Genomic DNA, 19,641 nt, shown 5'->3' with positions numbered 1-19,641 from the left:
TCAGCGCAGGACGCGCACCTGCGGTTCGGCGGAGGATACGGTGCCGGGCCGCATCGGCCCATCCCATGCGTCACGCATCAGCTTTTCGATCCGGCCGAGCACCGTCAGCGAGCGTCGCGACAGAACCTGCGGCCGCTCGGGAATGCCGGCGACCGGCACCGGTGCCGTGGCCGGCGCGCCCGACGGCGGACGGGCCGTATCCGGCTGGCCGAACACCGGCCTGCGCTCCAGGCCCTGGTGGGCCGCGGTCAACACCCGGCTGAAGGTCATCGCCGGTAGCGATCCGCCGGTCATCCGGTTGGTCTCGGAATAGTCGTCATTGCCGAACCAGACGCCCGCCGCATATTGCCCGGAAAAGCCGATGAACAGCGCGTCGCGGTAGGAATTGGTCGTGCCGGTCTTGCCGGCGACCTGCACGCCTTCGACCTGCGCGCGCCGGCCGGTGCCCGATTCGACCACGCCGACCAGCATGGCGTTCATGTCGGTCGCGACCGCCGGCGTGAAGACCTGCCGCGCCGGCGCCATGTCGCGGTCGGCGCGCCAGATCACCTCGCCATGTGAATTCTTGATCTCCACCGAAGCATGCGGCGTCACGCTCCGGCCGCCGGACGCGAAGGTCGCATAGGCCGTCGTCAGCTCGAGCAAGGTGACCTCGGCGGCCCCGATCGGCAGCGGCGCCGAATCGGTCAGCGGCCGGGTGATGCCCATCTCGCGCGCGGTCGCGATGATCTTCTGCCGGCCGATCCGGGAATCGCCCCGGCCCATCTGCTGGGTCAGGATGACCGGGATCGAGTTGATCGACCGGACCAGCGCCGACATCACGGTGGTCTGGCCGGAAAAGCTCCGGCCGTAATTCTGCGGACACCAGTTGCCGAGGCAGATCTGGCGGTCGACCACGATCGAGCGCGAGGTGATCAGCCCCTCGCGCAGCGCCGTGCCGTAGACGATCGGCTTGAACGACGAGCCGGGCTGGCGCATGGCCTCGGTCGCCCGGTTGAACTGGCTTGCGCCATAGTCGCGGCCGCCGACGATGGCGCGCATCGTGCCGTCGACGTCCATCAGCACGACGGCCGCCTGCGACGCGCCATATTCATTGCCGTACTGGCGCAGGATGGCCTCGACGGCGAGCTCGGTCTGGCGCTGCACCGTCAGGTCGAGGCCGGTGCGTACCGTCAGCACCCGGTCGGTCAGGCCGGGGGTCAGGGCCACCAGCCGCTTCACGTCCTCGAAGGCGTAGTCGAGATAGTAGTTCGGCACCACCTCGTCCTTGCGGTCGATCGGGGTCGCCGGATTGCGCCTTGCGCCGAACACCTGGCCTTCGGTCATGAAACCGGCCTCGACCAGGTTGTCCAGGACCGTATTGGCGCGGGCACGTGCCGCGGGCAGGTTGGCGTGCGGGGCAAAACGCGTCGGCGCCTTGAACAGGCCGGCGAGCATGGCGGCCTCGGCCAGCGTCACGTCGCGCACCGACTTGCCGAAGTAATATTCGGCCGCGGCCTCGGCGCCGAAGGCGCCGCCGCCCATATAAGCGCGGTCGAGATAGGTCTTCAGGATTTCGGCCTTGGAGGCGCGGGCTTCGAGCCAGAGCGCCAGATAGGCTTCCTTGATCTTGCGTTCGATCGACCGTTCATTGGTCAGGAACAGGTTCTTGGCGAGCTGCTGCGTGATGGTCGAGCCGCCCTGCACGACGCCGCCGGCGCGGGCATTGGTCATGACGGCGCGGAGCGTACCGATCAGGTCGATGCCGTAGTGGTCGAAGAAGCGGCGGTCCTCGGTCGCCAGCACCGCCTTGATCATGTGATCGGGGAAGTCGTCCAGCGGCACCGAATCATTGTGCCGGATGCCGCGGCGGCCGACCTCGTTGCCGTAGCGGTCCTGAAACACCACGGAGAGCTCGCTCTTCTTCAGCCAGTCGCCGTCGCTGGTCTCGCGAAACGCCGGAATGGCGAGCGTCAGCATCGCCACCATGCCGATCGCACCCAGTGTCATTCCCTCGGAGCCGAGTTCGGCGCCGGCCCGCTTCCAGCCATAGACCTGAACACGGTCGGACAGGTCGGCGAGCTTCTCCCAACTGCGCCCGATCAGGCCGGCGAGGCGCCAGGCCCCGTCGGTCAACCTCGCGTCGAGATCGAGGAAGAAGCGCTTGGCAGCACTTCCCCGACCGCCGCCGGGCTGAAAATCGGTCACGTCGGAAACATCCTTTGCGCGGGTCTCTTGACGATCTGCTTACCATAGCGGAAACGGCTGAGGCGAGCCAACAGCGTCAGGCTGGGCTCGCGGTCATCTTTCAACAAGGTTACCATCCAGCGCGAGGACGCGGCCTGACGGCCGCGCGTCCGGAGATTTGATCATGATACGGCGCGCGAGCGGCAAGAACGCTGCGAACCAGTCTCAGCCGGAACCGTTCTGGCGCACCAAGGCCATGGAAGACATGACCGGGGCCGAATGGGAAAGCCTGTGCGACGGCTGCGCGCGCTGCTGCCTGAACAAGCTCGAGGACGAGGATACCGGCGCCATCCACTTCACGTCGGTCGCCTGCACGCTGCTCGACGGTGAGACCTGCCGGTGCACCGACTACGACAACCGCCAGGCCAAGGTGCCCGATTGCGTGCGGCTGACGCCGGAGGAGGCGCGCACCTTGCCCTGGCTGCCGCCGACCTGCGCCTATCGCCTGGTCGCCGAGGGGCATGACCTCTATTGGTGGCACCCGCTCGTTTCGGGTGATGCCGAGACGGTGCATCAGGCGGGCATTTCGGTGCGTGGCAGGATCACCGCCTGGGAGCACGAACTGACGGAACTGCAGGAGCTCGAGGACCATCTGGCCGATTGGCCGGGCGAGCCGTCGCCTTGAAAGCCGTTTGCATTACCAGTGGCGCGTAATTACTTTGTAGCCTCTCGTCGGAGCGGAGGCCACGATGAAGCTCGCTGTCGTACCTATTGGCAATTCCCGGGGTATCAGGCTCCCCAAGGCGGTGCTGGACCAGTGCGGCATTACCGATGCCGTCGAGGTCACGATCGAGGGCGGACGGCTGGTCATGGTGCCTTTCGCGGATCCGCGAGATGGTTGGGAAGAGGCCTTCGGCAAGGCAAGCGCGGTGGATGACGCCGCGATTTGGCCCGAGATGTCCACCAGCGACTTCGATGAGCAGGAATGGACCTGGTGAGTTTTCCGCGGCGCTTCCAGGTTCACCTTGTTTCGCTGGATCCGGCGCGCGGTTCCGAGGTCCGGAAGACGCGCCCCTGTGTCGTCATCTCGCCCGATGTCATGAACAGCCGCCTGGCAACCGTTCTGGTTGCTCCGATGACCTCGACGATCAAAGGTTGGCCCTCGCGTGTGGCGCTGACTTTCGATGGCAAGCAAGGTGAAATTGCCCTTGACGAGATCCGCGCGGTCGACCGAACGAGGCTCGTCAGGCATCTTGGCGTCGTTGACGCCAAAGCTGCGGATTCCGTTCTTGTGACGCTCGGCAAGATATTCGCAAAATAGGCAACCTGTCGGTGAGGCAGGCCGTTGCCACGGGAGCCCCCGATGACCAGTTTTGTCGATCCGACCCGCGAGACCTTCCAGCTGTTCAAGGATCTGCCGCGCGATCAGCCGGTGCATATGCTGAACCTTGTGCGGCTGCGGGCAAAGGCGGCCTATCCCGATGGCCGCGAGGCGACCGGCCTCGAGGCCTATCGCGCCTATGGTCGCGACAGCGGGCCGGTGTTTCGCCGGCTCGGCGGCCGACAGGTCTGGATCGGCCGGCCGGATCTGACCTTGATCGGGCCTGGCGACGAGCGCTGGGACATCGCCTTCATCGCCGAATATCCAACCGGCGCGGCTTTCATCGAGATGCTGCGCGATCCAGTCTACCGGCAGGCCGTCCTGCATCGCCAGGCCGCGGTGGCCGATTCACGGCTGATCCGGATGCATCCGGGCCAGCCCGGCGACGCCTTCGGCGAAGCGAGATAGGCGACGGTCGGACCGCCGTCGCCCAAATCTCTTATGGGCCCAAATCTCTTATGGTCCCAAGGCTCTTATCTGCCGACGTTCCGCGTCAGCGTGCGCGGCTCAACTGCAGCGATGCGACGCCGATCGCGGCATTGAGCCCGGTCTGGGCCTGCACCGAGAGCGGCTGCAGCGCGACGCTGTTGCGGTTGCCGCCGACCAGCAGGTTGGCGCCGACGCCGACGCCGAGCGTCGCCTGGGCCTGGCCGCCGGCATAGGTTCCGGCGAGCTGGTACGGCGTGTAGCGGCGCTGCGCCGCCAGCACGGTCCAGACCAGCACGCCCCGGCCGGTGACCCCGAGGTCCAGGCCATAGTGAGAAATGCGGCCGACATAGATTTCCTGGCGGCCGCGGCGATCCGGGCGGAACCGGCAGGCGATGCCGCGCTGGGATGTGACGATCAGGCCGATGCCGGCCGAGACGTCGCAACTGAGGACACCGACGCGGACACGCTCCTGGGCCGAGGCCGGCAGTGCGAGACCGGACAGCAGCAGGGTGGCACCGGCGAGGCTAGCGAGGTGGCGTTTCATGGAAATCTCCCGAACAGCATGCAATGCAGTAACAATGCGCGACCCGCGGATAAGTTGCGTGGCCATTGGCCGGCCGGTGCCCGGCCGCGAATTGTCGCTGGTCGAGCTCTGCCGGTTTGTGCCCGCGCATCGCTTCCGCTGCATCGAAAAACATAGCCTGCCGCCCGGGCGGCCGCCCTTGGGGGAAACCTGGAGCTGGCTTCGGTAAGATCCCCGGTATCGGATCGATCTCAGGCCGCCGGTCCGGTGCGGGCCGGGCCGGGCAGCATCATGGCCATCACCTCGGGCAGAATGGTGTCGATATAGCTTCCGACGTCCATGGCGCCCGCATGACTGGCGAGCCGGCCTTCGACGGCGAGCTGGGCAAAACCGTGCGCCGAGGACCAGCAGCCGAGCACCAGTGCTTCGGCCGGCCGGTCGAACGGCGCTTCGGGCGGCCTGCCCAGGTAGCGCTGAGCCATCTCCTTGACGAGGCGCAGGCTCGCCTGCGCCGCCTCGTGCAAGGCTTCGCCGCCGACCAGCAGGTCCTTGCGATACATCAGCTTGAACCGGCCGGGATATTTCAGCGCGAAGCGGACATAGGCGACGCCCATCGCACGCAGGGCCGCCGCCGGATCGGCATGGGCGCTCGCCGCGGCGCTGATGGCTTCGGCCAGGTCGTCATAGCCACGGATCGCCACCTCGGTCAGCAGGCCGGCGGCGCTACCGAAGTGATGCGCCGGCGCCGCCGCCGAGACACCGGCGCGCCGTGCCGCGGCCCGCAAGGTGAAGCCTTCGATGCCGCTTTCCAGGAGGATGTCGTCGGTCGCCGCGATCAAGGCCGCCTGCAGCGTACCGTGATGATAGGGCGCGCGCCTTTCCGCCTCGGGAAGGTCGGGAGGGGCGGGGATGCGGTCGGTCATCGCGTAGTCTTTACACTGTTAAGTTTGAATGCTACTGCTATCTTAACACCGTTAAGATGATCGGTGATGGAAATATCCTCGCATCTCCCCCGAGCTGGAAGCGGAGCATGATATGACCGAAAAAGCGAGTGATGGCAGCAGTCGCCGCCTGGTTCTGGCATCGGCCGCCGCCGGCACGGTCGTGGGTGTCGCCGGGCTTGCCGCCGGGTTGTCGCTCGGCCAGGCCGCGCGGCCCGCGCAGCAGCGGCCGAGCGGCCTGCGCCGGTTCGAGAACAAGGTCGTGCTGGTCACCGGGGCGACCTCGGGCATCGGTCAGGCCGCGGCCAAGGCCTTTGCCGCGGAGGGCGCCAAGGTCGCCTTTTGCGGCCGGCGCGAACAGCTCGGCCGGGACGTCGAGGCCGAGATTCGCTGGAACGGCGGCGAGGCGACCTATATCCGCGCCGATGTGCGCGTCGAAAGCGATGTGAAGGCTTTCGTGGATGGCGCCGTCGGCAAATATGGACGCCTGGATGTCGCCTTCAACAATGCCGGCATCACCCTCGAAAAGCCGTTGCACGAGCTGACGGCCGACGAGTTCGACGACGTCGCCCATACCAATCTCAGGGGCGTGTTCCTGTCGATCAAATATCAGGTGCCGCACATGATCGCGGGCGGTGGCGGCAGCATCGTGGTCACCGCCTCGTCCAATGCCATCGCCACCCAGGCACGCCGCTCGGCCTATTCGGCCAGCAAGCGCGCGCTGATCGGTCTCGTCCAGAGCGCGGCGCTCGACTATGCGCCGCAGGGCATTCGGGTCAACGCGTTGGTGCCGGGCACGACCGACACGGCGCTGGTGCGCCGCGCCGCCGGCATGGAGAATGCGCCGGACGCGGTCTGGCGGGCCGGTGCCGCGCAATGGGCCCGGAGCAATGTGCCGGGGCTCGGCCGGATGGCGACAGCCGACGAGATCGCCGCCTTCGCCCTGGTCCTGGCCTCCGACGACCATGCCTTCATGACCGGCGCGGCCCTGGTGATCGACGGCGGCAAGACCGCCCATGCCTGAGCCGAAAGGTCTCGGGCGTTTCGCGTCCCGCCAAATCGCAAGGCCGCCCGGTCATTCGGCCGGCTGCGCGATCGCCTTCGGTTCGGCGACCGCTTCCTCCATGCGCGAGCATGCATAGAGCAGGCCCGCGACCATGGCATAGGCGAGCGCGACCGAAGGCGATTTGGCCAGGCCCACCGCCTCGCCATGCATGAAGCCGAAAAAGGTCAGCAAGGCGCCGCCGCCAGCGAAGGCCGCGGCGTTGAAGAACTTCCTTTCGACGATGAACACACCGATGGCACCCAGCACCAGGCCGGTGATGATGGCGCCGCCGGCCATCACCTCGAGGCCGTGATAGAGCACGCCGACCTGGGCGAGCTTGTCGAGCCCGACCTGGGCGGCGCTGGTGCCGGCTGCGGCGAGTGCGCCGTCGAGCAGCGTCTTGGCCCAGGCGGCGAGATGCGGCGTCAACGCCAGGACCACCGCCGGCGCATGCGAGGCCGGCGTCGTCTGGAACGCCTGGGCCCCGATCAGCATGCCGATATAGAGCAGGATCGGGGCGATCGCGACGACCGGGATCAGGGCGGTCAGCAGGGCTATGACGCCGAACCAGGCGAGCACCAGCACCATCACGCCGGTCAGCGCGGAATAGCCGATGCGTCCGCCCATGGCCTTCCAGCCGGGATGGCCGATATAGACCGCGTTGATGAAGGGATTGCCCATCAGGCAGCCGATCATGCTGACGACGCCGTCGGCGCTCAGCACGCGGGTCGTCGGGTAATGATCGCCGGCAGCCTCGGCGCTTTCGACATTGTCCATGGCCTCGACCAGGTCATAGATGCCGAAGGGAATGGCGGTCACCAGGATGATGCCGAGGAACTGGAAGCCGGAAAAGACGTGGCCGACCGCCGGGATCGGCACCGAAAAGCCGAAGCTCGAAAAGGCCTGGGCGAGTTTGTCGACCCCCATGCCGCCGAGCGGCAGGCCGATCAGCGTCGACCCCCAGGCGATCATGGTGCCGACGGCGATGGCCACCAGGCCCGCGGGAATGCCGCGCGGATAGCGCAGGCCGCCGAACCAGGACACCAGGATGATCGCGAAGCAGGTCAGCCCGATCACCGGCGTCATGAACATTTCCATGGCCGGCCGCATCGAGATGAAGGCGATCGACACGCCGGCAAGTGTGCCGAGCAGGGCCGCGCGCGGCGTCACCTTGCGGATATAGGGCGCGATGAAGCCGCCGAGCATCAGGATGATGCTCTGGATGAACACCCAGGCGAGGCCGGCTTCCCAGCCTTTCAAGGGGTCGCCCGTCGCCAGCGAGATCGGCAGCATGATGACGAAGGTCACGATGAACATGTGCGGCACGCTGACGCCCGAGGGCAGGGCGCAAACGTCGTTCCGGCCGGTCTTGCGGGCGAACTCATAGGCAAGCCAGGCGTAATAGAGCGTGGACAGCGCCATCATCAGGCCAAGCGCCGGCAGGATGCGCCCGAACACCAGGCTGTCGGGCATTTTCAGGACGAAGCGCAGCAGGCCGGTCAGCACCAGCATGTTGACAAGGATGTTGGTGCCGAAGCCGAAAAAGGCGTTCCAGTCACCCGGGGTCCAGATGGCCGGCTTGGCGGTCGTATCGGTCATGGCCATGCGCATCTCCTGTTGGTCGGGAGGGGATTGGTCAGGTCGTGGCGGGAAGGCTCGCGGCGATCGCGGCGGTGGAGGTGACGAAGCCGAAGATGCCGCCTTGGGCGGCGATCATCTTCAGGCCGACCGCATGGAATTCGTCGAAGTAGGAGGCGCAGGCGTCGCCCGGCACCAGGCAGCGGAACCCGCGGTCATTGGCTTCCCGCACGGTCGTGTGGACGCAGACCTCCGTGGTGACGCCACAGACGACGAGGGTTTCGACCCTGCGGTTGCGCAGGATCAGTTCGAGATCGGTTTCGTAGAAGGCGCCTTTGCCGGGCTTGTCGACTACCGGCTCGCCCTCGGCGGGTCGAAGCTCCGCCACGATCTCGTGGCCGGGTTCGCCGCGCACCAGGATGCGCCCCATCGGGCCGGGCGCGCCGATGCGGAATTGCGGCTCGCCGCGCGCCACCTTCAAGGGAGGGGCGTCGGCGAGGTCGGGCCGATGGCCCTCGCGGGTATGGATGACGAGGATCTCGTTGGCACGCGCGAATGTCAGCAGGCGCCGGATCGGGCCGACGGCGCGGGCGAGCTTGGAGACGTCATTGCCGAGCGCCTCGCCGAAGCCGCCGGGTTCCAGGAAATCGCGCTGCATGTCGATGACGACGACGGCCGTGCGATCCCAGTCGATCGTCACCGCGTTCGGGTCGGCTGGGATTTCGGCCTTGCGCATGGCATCCCCCTCGGGGTGCGGTGCAGCAAAGACCGGGCCAGCAGATTTCGTTGATTTTCCTGTAGTCCGTAGCCGGGCGGCGCCGCGTCCTTGGGCATGGCCATGGCCGCCTGACTACGTATTGAGCAGCGCCAGGGCATTGTATGCATCCGATCGGTCGGCGGCGCGCCCGGCTAGCGGTGCAGGAAGCCGGCCGCGCGATCCAGCAGAAGCTCCGCTTCGGTGCCGATGCGCCGGACGATCGATTCTGCCGGCTCGATCGCGCGCACCATGTCGACGCCCTCGCCGACGATCACGGCGGCCACGTCGATATTGCCGTGCTCGCGCGCTTCGGCGTAGCGCACTTGCTCCGATCCGAGATTGTCGCGAAGGCCGGCGGGATCGGCGTGCCATTGGCGGCTGAAGTCATTGGCCAGCGTTCTTATCGTCCACGGCGCGGGCCAGTCGATGCCGCGCGCCAGATCGAACAGCGAATCGCGGATCGTCGCATCGCCGGAACCCACGACGGCAGCCTGCTTGGCGTTGGGATGGGCGAGCGACTCGCGGCTGGCGAAGAAGGCGGTGCCGCAGAGCGCGCCGCTCGCCCCCAGCATCAGCGCCGCCGCGAGGCCGCGTCCGTCGGCTATGCCTCCGGCCGCGACCACGGGAATGGGGCCGACCGCATCGACCACCGCCGGCACCAGTGGCAAGGTCGCCCGGCTCGCGCCATGACCGCCGGCTTCGGTGCCCTGGGCGACGATGATGTCGGCGCCCTCCGCCACCGCGCTCCGTGCCTCGCCGACGCTCTGGACCTGGACGACAAGCAAGGTGCCGGCGGCCTTGACCTTGCCGGCGAAGCCGCCGATGTCCCCGAAGGACAGGAAGATCGCCGGTGGCCGGCGCGCCAGAACCAGATCGATCAATACCGGGTCCTTCCGCAGCGCCCAGGTGATGAAGCCGACCCCGGCAGGCGTGTTGCCGGCCGCCTCCATCTCGCGCCGAAGCCACTTGCGATCGCAATAGCCGCCGCCGATGAAGCCGAGGCCGCCGGCATTGGTCACCGCGGCGGCGAGCGCGCCGCCGCTCACGCCTGCCATCGGCGCCAGCAGGACCGGCACGTCGAGGCCGAGCTTTTCCGTCAGCCGCGTGATGATCGCCATGGGCGGCTCCTATCGTTGCGTCGGCGGTGCGGCAATTGGGTTGGGGCGCCGCGCTTCGCCCACCGCCGGGCCGCCGACACGTCAATCCTCCATCGGAATCTCGCCGATGACCACGAAGGTCATGGCAGGGCTCTTACCCGCAAGCGAACGAGGAGGTGCGGCGACGGCTGGCGGCAAGTTCGCCGCCTTCGGCGGAATATGCGCCGGCCGGTCCGGACCGGGAACCGATGGCGGCGATCCCAGCCATTGTCGCGATTGGCTGGAAACTGAATGGCGGACGCTCGGATCTCCCCGGCGCCGGTGCCGGATCGCCCATTTCGGCGCAATAAAAAACCAGGGTTCGATCCGAACCCTGGCTGGCCGTCATGGTCGATAGGGCTGGCGCGTCGGCGCTCAGGCCTTGTTCGGCTCGCCGCCGGCGGCCACAGGGGCCGAGGGGCTGGCAAGCTGGCCCGGGCGCGGCCGGCCGGTCGGGCGCGGCTTCGGCTTCGGGGCTGCGATCAAACCTTCGCGGATCGCCTGCTTGCGGGCAAGCTTGCGGGCCCGGCGCACAGCCTCGGCCTTCTCGCGCGTCTTGCGCTCCGACGGCTTTTCATAAGCCGAGCGCTGCTTCATTTCGCGGAAGATGCCTTCGCGCTGCATCTTCTTCTTGAGGACCTTGAGAGCCTGGTCGACATTGTTGTCGCGGACCAAAACCTGCAATGAAATCTCCTCCTGTTGTGACCCCGATCAACCGATCAGGTCGTCGCCTTGCGGCGCCAAAGCTGAAAACCAAATTCCGCGACACCGGCTTCGATCGCCGCGCGCTTCAGCCCATGAGGAGGGCTTCGATCCGGCAGGACGACACCCGTCCGCGTCCAGGGCGCGAACTTCTCCGGCAGCTGGCTGCCGGTCTTGTCGAGCGTGAAGGCGCCGAGCGCCTCCGACGTGCCGGATTGGAAAATGAAAAGACTAGGCTTGAGTGCCATCGGCGCACCTCACATTGGTTGCATGCGGTGGGCTCAAGGGCCTCGACGAATGCGAAACAGCGGAGCCACAGCCCTCAATCTGAGGGCGCGACCCCGCTGCTGCGGCCCGAGCGTCCTAACCGGTCGTGAAGTGACCAGGAACCCAGGCCATGATCTTGCAAGTGCCGACCGCCGGTACATACATGGTCGGTCGGCTCAAGCGAGGCATTCTATGATCAGCCTTCGGCCTTCAGATTGTCGGCCGAGGACTTGCCGCTGCGGCGGTCGGCCACAACTTCGTAGCTGATCTTCTGGCCTTCATTGAGGCCGTAGAGGCCGGCGCGCTCGACTGCGCTGATGTGAACGAACACATCCGGGCCGCCAGCGTCGGGCTGAATGAAGCCGAAGCCCTTCTGCGAGTTGAACCACTTAACCGTTCCGGTAGCCATCGATAGTCTCCATAGCAAAGGCTTTAGCGAGCGCAGATAGTCCTGCGCGATTTTGTCGATGTTTTGGAGGGAGATATCGTTAGCAAAACGCCGAAATGGCAGCGCGGCGCGAAGTCGTTCAACCGAAACTCGATGACCCTATGTAAGGGCTACGGGCCCGAAATTCAAGCCCAATCTTTTTGGGCGGCCGGCGCCGGCCCTCGCCAGATCCTGATACCGCTGGTTTTTTCGGCGTCGCGCCGGATCGGGCAGGCGGTTCAGCCGTCGTTCTCGGCGCTCAGCTGATCCGTCTCCAGCGCCGCGCCGCCGGTCTGCGACAGCGTCGTCCTGAGCGCTGCGTTGATCCTGTCCTGCCAGCCCGGCCCATCGGCCTGGAACCGCTCAAGGATATCGCGATCGATGCGCAAGGTCACGAGTTCCTTGGCGTTGGGGATGACCGGCGCGACGGGCCTCGGCGCCGGCGCGGGCGTAACGGGCTTGGTCGTCGCCGACTTGAACGCCGCCTCGGCAGCATCCCGCGTGCTGCTCGGACCCCGTGTCCTGAACGGAGGGTTGGCCATCATCTATCTCCTTCGATCGCGGCGCCGGACCAGGATGGCAGCGGCCAGCGGCGGCCTCAAGCCTTGGCTTTGGCCTTGGCCGTCTTGGCGGCCTTGGACGCGGCCACGGCATCGGCCTGTTCTTTCGCCAGCCGCAGCGCCCTGAGCTTGATCGTCCGGTCCTGGACATGCCGGGCCTGGTTTGCCGCCTCGGTCCGCGCCTTCATGGCGTCCTCGGCCTGTTTCTCGGCCCGTTCCTTGCGCGTTTGCGCGGCGGCCAAGCTCTTGATCTGTTCTTCTGTCACCGCGTTTTCCTCAACTCACCGTGTCAGCCGGACTGCCGGTGTCGACAAGCCCACGCCGGCGACGCAATGCCGGGCGGATTGGTCACCGATCATGCTGGGTGGGGCTTCCGCCCATCTTCAGGAGCGCCTGGATCGCCAGCCGCCTGCGAATCACGAGCGGACCGATCGAGTATCAATATGGTGTCGTTGGGGAATATTTCCAGGGGGAGCCCGTTTTGGCGCGGAAGGGCCACCCCGCGGCCGGGATCGGGGCGGCGATGCGCGGCACGGCGATGGGGGAGGCGCGCGAATCGCCGTTGCAGCCATGCGACGCCGGAACGGCGTGCCGTCGCCGCCGCCGCTTGACCGACTCTGCCGCGCGCTCGCACAACCATGGCCTTCGCGGGGGGCGGCCGATGGAATTCATGATCGTTCTCGCCGTTGGTCTCGTCGCCGGAACCATCAGCGGCGTGATCGGGACCGGTTCCACCATCATGCTGGCACCGGTGCTGGCTTATTGTTTCGGCCCGCAGGAGGCGGTGCCGATCATGGCGGTGGCCGCCATTCTCGCCAATGTCTCGCGCATTCTGGCCTGGTGGCGCGAGGTCGACTGGCGCGCATTCGCGGCCTATGCCGCCACCGGCGCCCCGGCCGCGGCGCTCGGCGCGCGCACGCTGGTGGCGATACCGCCGCGAGCCGCCGATATCGCCATCGGGCTGTTCCTGATCGCGATGATCCCGGTGCGCCGCTGGTTTGCCACGCGTCAGTTCCGCTTCAAGCTCTGGCATCTCGCCATTGCCGGTGCCTTGATCGGTTATCTCACCGGCGTCGTGGTCGCGACCGGCCCGATTTCCGTGCCGGTCTTTGTCGCCTACGGGCTTGCCGGCGGCGCGTTCCTCGGCACCGAATCAGCCGGCTCGCTCGCCATCTACCTCGCCAAGGCGCTGTCGTTCCGCCAGTTTGGCGCGCTGCCCGTCGAGATCATCCTGAAGGGACTGATCACCGGCTCGTCGCTCATGGCCGGCTCGTTTGTCGCCAAGCGCTTCGTCCTCAGCATGAACGCCGAGCGCTTTCGCGCCATGCTGGACGGGCTGATGCTGGCATCCGGTCTTGCCATGCTGTGGACCGCGCTCTCGCATTGACGGTCTCATATTCTTGTTGCGAGGAATATAATCCTTGCGCGGGCAGCGACCCTGCGATACGTCTTATGCAGATTCGAGATCTGCGCCCGGCGTGCGGTACCGGCCGGGCGCTCTTGTTTTTTCGTGCCGATCTTGTCGGCACGAAATCGAGCGTCACTGCCGGTCGATGCGGGCCCAAGGCGGAAGCCCTTCGCGCTCCGGCGCGCGCGGCGGCGGCAAGGTCGCGACACGCGGATTGGCGGGGGCCCGGCTCTCACCATTGGCGATGGCGCCGCGAATCCAGGGCGCGATCGAAACCACCGGCATGGCGATGGTCAGGAAGCCGCAGCCGCGTGTTTCGGTCGGGCCCGAGACCAGGCTGACGACGCCGACGACGCTGCCTCCGGCGAGCGCCGGGCCGCCCGAATCGCCCTGGCAGGCCGATGGCGCGCGGCCGGTCTCGAACAGGCCCGGTACGCCGAGCGCGGTATAGCCCGAGGGCGAACGCTGGATCACCGGCAGGTCGACGCGGCGCAATTCGCCGGCGCTGCGCATGCTTTCGAGCCGTTGGCGGCCGAAGCCGGCGATGGTGACGCGCGAGCCCGGCGCCGGCTCGCGGCCGCCGACGCGGGCGGGGCCGAAACCCGCCGGCGGCAGGTCGCGAATGGTCAGCACCGCGACGTCGATCGGCGCGTTGTTGCCGCGCGGGCCGCGCACGCCCGGATGTCCGGACGCCGACAGGACCGGCGTCAGCGCCACGATCCGTCCGGAGCGAATGAATGCGACGACCGCGATGCGCGCGCCTTGCACGCAATGCGAGGCGGTCAGGACGCTGCGCCGGCCGATCAGTGTGCCGGTGCAGCCATTGGCATCGCCGGTCACCACCAGGACCGACGACCGGGCGAGCGGATCGGAGGCCGCGACCGAGCTGCCGCCGATAATGGCATGTGCGGGCATGCTGACCAGGGTCGCCATGCCGGCCAGGACGCCGGCGAAAAGCGTGGAAGCCGTGACATGTCTCATCGTTGCGCTCCAAGGCCCTGGATCGTTTCCTCGATCCAGCGGCGGTGAGGTGCGACGGGAACCGTTCCCGTCAGATTGCCGCAGCGGGCCGTGCCCTGGCCCGTCGTCCAGCTGACCACGCCGGCGACCACCGGCTGTCCGGCCTCGGTGGAGAAGACCGGTCCGCCGGAATCGCCGGTGCAGGCGCCGAGCCTCGCACCTGTCGGTCCGGTCAGGCGCACCTGATAGCTCGATGGCCTGCCGGTGACGGTGAGCGCGGCCTGGCGCAGGACGCCGGCGCTGGCGCCGTCCCCCTCGGCGTTCGGGCCGTAGCCCACCAGGCGGATCGATGCGCCGGGTGCCGGTAGCGCCGCGGCGCTCAGGCTCGCGGTCCGCCGGCCCTGGCCGATCGGCTGGGCGGTGCGCACCACCGCCAGGTCCACGGCGGTGCGTCGGTTCTGCCAGTCGAGGCGCTTGTAGGCGGGATGGATCGAGCGTCCGACGATCTCGTTGAGAATCGGCTGGCGATTCGGACCGAACACCAGCACCGCGAGCCTCGGGCTGCCGTCGACGCAATGCGCCGCCGTCAGCACCAGCCGTTCACCGATCACCGCGCCCGAGCAGAATCCCTGGCCGCCCGAGATCATCACGGTCTGGCTGCTGAGCGGATCCGAGGCCGGCAGAGGTGTGCCCCCGATCACAGCCAGGGCCGGGCTGGCAGGCATCAATGCCAGGGCAAGAACCACTATCCGCACGTCGTCTCCTCGAATGAACCCAGCGATGAGGCCCGCAACCGTCCGGGCCTGTCAATCCGAATGCCGCCCGAACCGAAGACCGCCCGATCCGAAGACGGTCATCGAGTCGTATGCCGGGAATGAACCAAACATTCCCTGGCGGTGACCCACAGCTAACCCGCGAGGCCTTTATGACCGTCGAAAACAAGCTTCCACCGGCAGGATCCGCCGCTCCGGCCGAATGGCCCGCCCGCAGCCGCAGCGCCGTCGTGCCGCTCGCATGCCGCGATCTCGTCAATGTGATCGCCGATACCGCGCCCGGCATTTGCCAGGAGGCCGCGTCGTGACCGCGACAGTGACCATCATTTTCGGCAGAGATCTGGGGGCGAGGCCGCCCGGTTGGACCTTGCCCTTCCTGGTCCGCATCGCGGGCCCGATGTCGCTCGAGGCGGCCAATGGCGGGCCGGCCCTGTCGGTCGTCTCCGGCAGCCGCTGGTCGCCGCGCGCCAAGCCCGGATCGGCGGCCTAGCGGCGCGCCGGCGTGGCGGCGATCGGGGCCTCGGTCAGGATCCCGCCTGGGCGATCATGGCAGCGATTTCGTCCAGGAACGCCAGCCGCTGCTTCTTGAAATCTTCCAGCGTCTCGTCCGATGTCGGCTCGAGCTCGGCCTCGATCCGGTGGATTTCCTTGTTCACCGAATGATAGCTCTCGATCACCTTGGCGAAATGCGGGTTCGAGGCCTTCAGCCTGGCGATGGCCTCACCGGCTTCCGGGAACTCCCCGGCGAGGTCGGCGGGTACATGGCTCATGGTTTCGCTCCTGATGCGATCGGGTGCCGCGGACGTTGCGCCGTTCGCGCGCGAACCGCCCGGCCTTTCGATGACGGCTATCCGGCGGCACGGGCGCTTCGACATGTCGTCGGCCACCGGCCGGCGTGACGTGCCGATCAGGCTACACGCGGGCCGGCCGGCAAACAACGCCATGCCGGAGACGCAATGCCGCAAGCGTGATGTCCTGACGATGACGCGTGGGCGCTGCCGCCGACTTTCCCCGCATATTATTCATCGGCCGTTCAGGCCGCGCGGCTACCGTGCCGCCTTCCTCGCCATGGTCCGTCCAGACATGACCCTGCTCAAGACCTGTGCCGTCATGTTCGTGCTCGCGCTGGCACCGGCCTCCGCCATGGCTCAAGGCTGCCTGACACCCGCGGAACAGCGTGCCGCCATTGCCGGCAACCAGGCCGTGCCGCTCGACCAGGCAACCCGCAACCTGCGCCCCGAGCATCGCGGCGAGGTGGTCAATGCCCGGCTCTGCCGGGTTTCGACGGGCCAGCTCGTCTACCTGCTGACAGTCGTCAACCGGCATGGCAAGGTCATGCGTGCGCGCTTCGACGCGGCGACCGGGCAGCTCGTCCAGGTCCGCTGACGGGCGCATGAGACGCGGCGCCCTTCGAAAGCGCGCGAGGCAAGGTAAGGAATCAAAGCGTGCGGCTGCTCGTCGTCGAGGACGATCCGGATCTCAACCGGCAGATTTTCACAGCGCTGACCGATGCCGGTTACGTCGTCGACCGCGCCTTCGACGGCGAGGAGGGCTATTACCTCGGCGATTCCGAGCCCTATGACGCGGTGGTGCTCGATATCGGCCTGCCCAAGATGGACGGCATTTCGGTGCTGGAGCAATGGCGGCGCTCGGGCCGCACCATGCCGGTGCTGATTCTCACCGCGCGCGACCGCTGGTCCGACAAGGTCCAGGGTTTCGATGCCGGCGCCGACGACTATGTCGCCAAGCCCTTTCACATGGAGGAGGTGCTGGCGCGGCTCCGGGCGCTGCTCAGGCGCGTCGCCGGCCAGGCGACCAACGAGTTCAATTGCGGTCCGGTCCGGCTCGACGCCCGCGCCGGCCGCGTCACCGTCGACGGCAACCCGGTGAAGCTCACCTCGCATGAATATCGCCTGCTCGCCTATCTCATGCACCAGCAGGGCAAGGTGGTGTCGCGCACCGAACTGGTCGAACATATCTACGACCAGGATTTCGACCGTGATTCCAATACGATCGAGGTGTTCATCGGCCGTCTGCGCAAGAAGCTCGGCGTCGATGTGATTCAGACGGTGCGTGGCCTGGGCTATATCCTGCAGCCGCCTCAGGCGGCATAAGCCGTGCCTGCGATTCGCGCCCCGTCGCTCGCGCGGCGCCTGTTCATCCTGGCCCTGACCTTCGCGGTGGTGCTGCTCACCATCACCGGCATCGTGCTCGCGGCGGTCAATCGGGATGCGGTCGAGCGTGGTTTCGACCGGCGTCTCGGCGTCTACGTCAAGCTGCTCATCGCCGATATCGCCGGCGCCGTCGACGATCCGCAGATCCAGGTCGGCGCCAATCTCGGCGAGCCGCTGTTCGAATTGCCGCAATCGGGCTGGTACTGGCAGATCATCCGCGTCGACGGCGGCCGCAACGACACGCGGGCCTCGCGCTCGCTGTTCGAGGGCAGGCTCGCCAGCCTCGGGCCAGGCATCGTGCCGGAAGGGCCGACGCGCTCGCGCGAGGGCTATATCGAAGGACCGGCCAATCAGCGCCTGCGCGCGGTGGAGCGCACCATCGAGCTCGGCGAGGACGGCGAATTCGTCGTCATGGTGGCCGGCGATGCCGACGAGATCAGCGGTGCGGTCAGCCAGTTCAACCTGACGCTGATCGCGACCCTGGTGCTCCTGGCGATCGGCATGGTGGTGGCCGCCTTGCTGCAGGTCCGGGTCGGCCTGACGCCGCTGAACCGGCTGGTCGGCGGCCTGACGGCCATCCGCGCCGGCGAGAAGGATCATCTCGAAGGCACGTTTCCGGTCGAGATCGCGCCGCTGGCGCGCGAGGTCAATGCCCTGATCGACACCAACAGGGAGATCGTCGAGCGCTCGCGCACCCATGTCGGCAATCTCGCCCATGCCCTGAAGACGCCGATCTCGGTGATGCAGAACGAGGCCGCCGGCCGCCGCGACGCACTCGCCGTCAAGGTGGCCGAACAGGTCGGCATCATGCGCGACCAGGTCAGCCATCATCTCGAGCGGGCCCGTGTCGCGGCGCGCGTCCAGGTCGCCACCACGGTGGTGCCGGTTGCCGAGGTGGTCGGCGGGCTCGCCCGGACCATGGAGAAGATCCACCGCGACCGCGGGCTCGGCGTCGCCGCCGACGTGCCTGCCGGTGTGACCTTCCGCGGCGAGCGCCATGACCTCGAGGAGATGGTCGGCAACCTCGTCGACAATGCCTGCAAATGGGCCGACCGGCGCGTCCTGGTGACGGTCAGGCCGGAATCGGCCGAGACTTCGGCCGACCGGGCCTTCTTCACCATTGCCATCGACGACGACGGCCCCGGGCTGTCGGCCGACGAGCGCGAGGCTGTCGGCCGCCGCGGCCGACGGCTCGACGAGACCAAGCCGGGCAGCGGTCTCGGCCTGTCGATCGTCGCTGAACTGGCCGGCCTCTACGGCGGCAAGCTGGTGCTCGACGCCGCTCCCCTCGGAGGCCTGCGTGCGATCCTGCGGCTGCCGATGGTGTGAACAAGCCCGTCCCGGCCGCCGGATGCCGCCTTTTCGCCTCATTGGACTGGACATTGGCGCCGGTCACGCATCCGCCGGATCGATCCGGCGTGCTCCAAGCAAACGGGATAGTCCATGCGCTTCCGCCTCGTCGTCGCCACTGCCCTGATCGGTCTCGCGGTCGCCGGCTGTGAAACCCGCGAACAATCCGGCACCGCCGTTGGCGCGCTCGCCGGCGGCTTGATCGGTTCGCAATTCGGCGGTGGTGTCGCCGGACGCCTCGGCGCCGGTCTCGCCGGCGCCGCCATCGGCGGCCTGATCGGCAATGCCATCGGCCGCGATCTGGACGCCCAGGACCGCCAGCGCGCCTATGAGGCCGAGCGTGTCGCCATCTGGGAGGGCCGCCGTTCGGAATGGCGCGGCGAGAAGGCCTACGGTTATGTCGAGCCGGGTCCGACCTATCGCCGCGGCGGCGGGCTTTGCCGCGAATATACCAACACGATCTATATCAACGGCTCGCCCCAGACGGCGGTCGGCACCGCCTGCCGCAATCCCGACGGCAGCTGGTCTCCGGTGTCCTGATACCGATATAATTCGGCTTGGCCGCGACCGCGGCCAACCGATTCTTAACCGCGCTGTCGTAGCGTCGCCGCAGAATGGCTGAGGTTGCGACAGTAGCGGATGATGATGCGGTGCCGGCGTCCCCCGGGGAGCGGCTGCGCGCCTATTTGAACGGCCTGCCGGCCTCGGCCAAGGCGCTGCTGGCGACCGAATTCGAGCGGGCACGGTTGCGCGGCGAGGATCTGCCGGGCGGCGAAATGGTGCTGGCCGCCTTGCGCACGAGCATGCGCGACGCGCCGGAATTCGTGCCGGACACCGAGCCGCCGCTGCGCATCGAACCGGCCCCGCGCTCCGATCAGGCGGCGCGGCTGCTGTTCAGGCCACTCGAACCCTTCCTCATCGACGACCGGCTGGAAGCCAAGACCAGGGCGCGGATCATGCGCGCCTCGGTCGCGTCCATATGGGTCTGGGTCGAGCGCGACCTGAAGCCGGCGGAGACCAAGGTGTTCGAGGCGGCGTTGGCCGCGGCGACCGCGGCCAACGAC

General features: G+C 67.6%; 26 protein-coding genes. 12 read left to right on the top strand and 14 right to left on the bottom strand.

Translation table 11 applies throughout. The features are described 5' to 3' along the window. Window positions 1-2,187, bottom strand: coding sequence for a transglycosylase domain-containing protein (locus tag AC07WJ_RS34675; RefSeq protein ID WP_494939296.1), 2,187 nt, complete (start codon window positions 2,185-2,187; stop codon window positions 1-3). A gap of 163 nt (window positions 2,188-2,350) precedes the next feature. Between AC07WJ_RS34675 and AC07WJ_RS34670 the strand changes: the two genes are divergently transcribed. The 4 genes from AC07WJ_RS34670 to AC07WJ_RS34655 all read left to right on the top strand — a co-directional run bounded on the left by AC07WJ_RS34670 (window position 2,351) and on the right by AC07WJ_RS34655 (window position 3,955). Further along, complete coding sequence (locus tag AC07WJ_RS34670; RefSeq protein ID WP_494939295.1) at window positions 2,351-2,851, top strand: YcgN family cysteine cluster protein; 501 nt, start codon at window positions 2,351-2,353, stop codon at window positions 2,849-2,851. A 64-nt stretch (window positions 2,852-2,915) separates the two neighbouring features. Then, window positions 2,916-3,164, top strand: coding sequence for an AbrB/MazE/SpoVT family DNA-binding domain-containing protein (locus AC07WJ_RS34665; RefSeq protein WP_494939294.1), 249 nt, complete (start codon window positions 2,916-2,918; stop codon window positions 3,162-3,164). Continuing rightward, on the top strand, window positions 3,152-3,487 hold the full coding sequence (locus AC07WJ_RS34660) for a type II toxin-antitoxin system PemK/MazF family toxin (RefSeq protein WP_494939293.1): 336 nt from the start codon (window positions 3,152-3,154) through the stop codon (window positions 3,485-3,487). Before AC07WJ_RS34665 ends, AC07WJ_RS34660 begins: the two co-directional genes overlap by 13 nt. A gap of 42 nt (window positions 3,488-3,529) precedes the next feature. Then, window positions 3,530-3,955, top strand: coding sequence for a DUF1330 domain-containing protein (locus tag AC07WJ_RS34655; RefSeq protein ID WP_494939292.1), 426 nt, complete (start codon window positions 3,530-3,532; stop codon window positions 3,953-3,955). Window positions 3,956-4,040: 85 nt separating this feature from the next. On the opposite strand, the gene AC07WJ_RS34650 is transcribed toward AC07WJ_RS34655, so the two are convergent. Continuing rightward, complete coding sequence (locus tag AC07WJ_RS34650; RefSeq protein WP_494939291.1) at window positions 4,041-4,520, bottom strand: DUF992 domain-containing protein; 480 nt, start codon at window positions 4,518-4,520, stop codon at window positions 4,041-4,043. A 230-nt stretch (window positions 4,521-4,750) separates the two neighbouring features. Next, a complete protein-coding gene (locus AC07WJ_RS34645) occupies window positions 4,751-5,422 on the bottom strand; it encodes a TetR/AcrR family transcriptional regulator (protein ID WP_494939290.1) in 672 nt (223 codons plus the stop codon). Between the two features lie 112 nt (window positions 5,423-5,534). Between AC07WJ_RS34645 and AC07WJ_RS34640 the strand changes: the two genes are divergently transcribed. Continuing rightward, window positions 5,535-6,464, top strand: a complete 930-nt coding sequence (locus AC07WJ_RS34640) for an SDR family NAD(P)-dependent oxidoreductase (protein ID WP_494939289.1) — start codon at window positions 5,535-5,537, stop codon at window positions 6,462-6,464. Window positions 6,465-6,515: 51 nt separating this feature from the next. On the opposite strand, the gene AC07WJ_RS34635 is transcribed toward AC07WJ_RS34640, so the two are convergent. From AC07WJ_RS34635 to AC07WJ_RS34600, 8 genes are all read right to left on the bottom strand, one after another. Further along, entirely contained in the window at window positions 6,516-8,096 is a 1,581-nt protein-coding gene (locus AC07WJ_RS34635) for a regulator (protein ID WP_494939288.1), read from the bottom strand. 25 nt (window positions 8,097-8,121) lie between these two features. Then, window positions 8,122-8,799 carry a cysteine hydrolase family protein gene (locus tag AC07WJ_RS34630; RefSeq protein ID WP_494939287.1) on the bottom strand — a complete coding sequence of 226 codons (678 nt, stop codon included), beginning with the start codon at window positions 8,797-8,799 and terminating at the stop codon, window positions 8,122-8,124. A gap of 173 nt (window positions 8,800-8,972) precedes the next feature. Beyond that, the gene (locus AC07WJ_RS34625; protein ID WP_494939286.1) at window positions 8,973-9,938 is read right to left on the bottom strand and encodes an NAD(P)H-dependent flavin oxidoreductase; all 966 of its coding nucleotides are present in this window, start codon (window positions 9,936-9,938) and stop codon (window positions 8,973-8,975) included. A gap of 393 nt (window positions 9,939-10,331) precedes the next feature. After that, complete coding sequence (gene rpsU / locus AC07WJ_RS34620) at window positions 10,332-10,640, bottom strand: 30S ribosomal protein S21 (RefSeq protein ID WP_494939285.1); 309 nt, start codon at window positions 10,638-10,640, stop codon at window positions 10,332-10,334. A gap of 35 nt (window positions 10,641-10,675) precedes the next feature. Beyond that, window positions 10,676-10,906, bottom strand: a complete 231-nt coding sequence (locus AC07WJ_RS34615; RefSeq protein WP_494939284.1) for a hypothetical protein — start codon at window positions 10,904-10,906, stop codon at window positions 10,676-10,678. Between the two features lie 215 nt (window positions 10,907-11,121). Next, the gene (locus AC07WJ_RS34610) at window positions 11,122-11,334 is read right to left on the bottom strand and encodes a cold-shock protein (protein WP_494939283.1); all 213 of its coding nucleotides are present in this window, start codon (window positions 11,332-11,334) and stop codon (window positions 11,122-11,124) included. 257 nt (window positions 11,335-11,591) lie between these two features. After that, entirely contained in the window at window positions 11,592-11,894 is a 303-nt protein-coding gene (locus tag AC07WJ_RS34605) for a BrnA antitoxin family protein (RefSeq protein WP_494939282.1), read from the bottom strand. 56 nt (window positions 11,895-11,950) lie between these two features. Next, window positions 11,951-12,178 carry a hypothetical protein gene (locus AC07WJ_RS34600; protein WP_494939281.1) on the bottom strand — a complete coding sequence of 76 codons (228 nt, stop codon included), beginning with the start codon at window positions 12,176-12,178 and terminating at the stop codon, window positions 11,951-11,953. A gap of 395 nt (window positions 12,179-12,573) precedes the next feature. Between AC07WJ_RS34600 and AC07WJ_RS34595 the strand changes: the two genes are divergently transcribed. Next, a complete protein-coding gene (locus AC07WJ_RS34595; protein ID WP_494939280.1) occupies window positions 12,574-13,299 on the top strand; it encodes a sulfite exporter TauE/SafE family protein in 726 nt (241 codons plus the stop codon). Between the two features lie 153 nt (window positions 13,300-13,452). Here AC07WJ_RS34595 and AC07WJ_RS34590 read toward each other — a convergent pair whose 3' ends face one another. After that, window positions 13,453-14,301: a trypsin-like serine protease gene (locus AC07WJ_RS34590; RefSeq protein WP_494939279.1), complete on the bottom strand. Its 849-nt coding sequence runs from the start codon at window positions 14,299-14,301 to the stop codon at window positions 13,453-13,455. After that, on the bottom strand, window positions 14,298-15,035 hold the full coding sequence (locus tag AC07WJ_RS34585) for a S1 family peptidase (protein WP_494939278.1): 738 nt from the start codon (window positions 15,033-15,035) through the stop codon (window positions 14,298-14,300). The genes AC07WJ_RS34590 and AC07WJ_RS34585 overlap by 4 nt, the downstream gene beginning before the upstream one ends. A 170-nt stretch (window positions 15,036-15,205) precedes the next feature. On the opposite strand from AC07WJ_RS34585, the gene AC07WJ_RS34580 reads away from it, so the two are divergent. Together AC07WJ_RS34580 and AC07WJ_RS34575 are read left to right on the top strand one after the other, a co-directional pair. Beyond that, window positions 15,206-15,361, top strand: a complete 156-nt coding sequence (locus AC07WJ_RS34580; protein ID WP_494939277.1) for a hypothetical protein — start codon at window positions 15,206-15,208, stop codon at window positions 15,359-15,361. Next, entirely contained in the window at window positions 15,358-15,543 is a 186-nt protein-coding gene (locus tag AC07WJ_RS34575) for a hypothetical protein (protein ID WP_494939276.1), read from the top strand. Before AC07WJ_RS34580 ends, AC07WJ_RS34575 begins: the two co-directional genes overlap by 4 nt. 34 nt (window positions 15,544-15,577) lie before the next feature. Here the strand turns inward: AC07WJ_RS34575 and AC07WJ_RS34570 are convergent, their stop codons facing one another. Further along, a complete protein-coding gene (locus AC07WJ_RS34570; protein ID WP_494939275.1) occupies window positions 15,578-16,018 on the bottom strand; it encodes an HP1242/YdcH family protein in 441 nt (146 codons plus the stop codon). Window positions 16,019-16,136: 118 nt separating this feature from the next. Between AC07WJ_RS34570 and AC07WJ_RS34565 the strand changes: the two genes are divergently transcribed. From AC07WJ_RS34565 to AC07WJ_RS34550, 4 genes are all read left to right on the top strand, one after another. After that, window positions 16,137-16,439: a PepSY domain-containing protein gene (locus AC07WJ_RS34565; protein WP_494939274.1), complete on the top strand. Its 303-nt coding sequence runs from the start codon at window positions 16,137-16,139 to the stop codon at window positions 16,437-16,439. A gap of 59 nt (window positions 16,440-16,498) precedes the next feature. Further along, on the top strand, window positions 16,499-17,167 hold the full coding sequence (locus tag AC07WJ_RS34560) for a response regulator transcription factor (RefSeq protein WP_136961989.1): 669 nt from the start codon (window positions 16,499-16,501) through the stop codon (window positions 17,165-17,167). Window positions 17,168-17,179: 12 nt separating this feature from the next. After that, a complete protein-coding gene (locus AC07WJ_RS34555) occupies window positions 17,180-18,556 on the top strand; it encodes an ATP-binding protein (protein ID WP_494939357.1) in 1,377 nt (458 codons plus the stop codon). A gap of 114 nt (window positions 18,557-18,670) precedes the next feature. Continuing rightward, on the top strand, window positions 18,671-19,117 hold the full coding sequence (locus AC07WJ_RS34550) for an RT0821/Lpp0805 family surface protein (protein ID WP_494939273.1): 447 nt from the start codon (window positions 18,671-18,673) through the stop codon (window positions 19,115-19,117). Window positions 19,118-19,641: the final 524 nt, after the last annotated feature.

It is taken from the genome of Phreatobacter sp. GW821-FHT04C01, from assembly GCF_059420385.1.
This window is presented reverse-complemented; position numbering and strand designations above follow the sequence as displayed.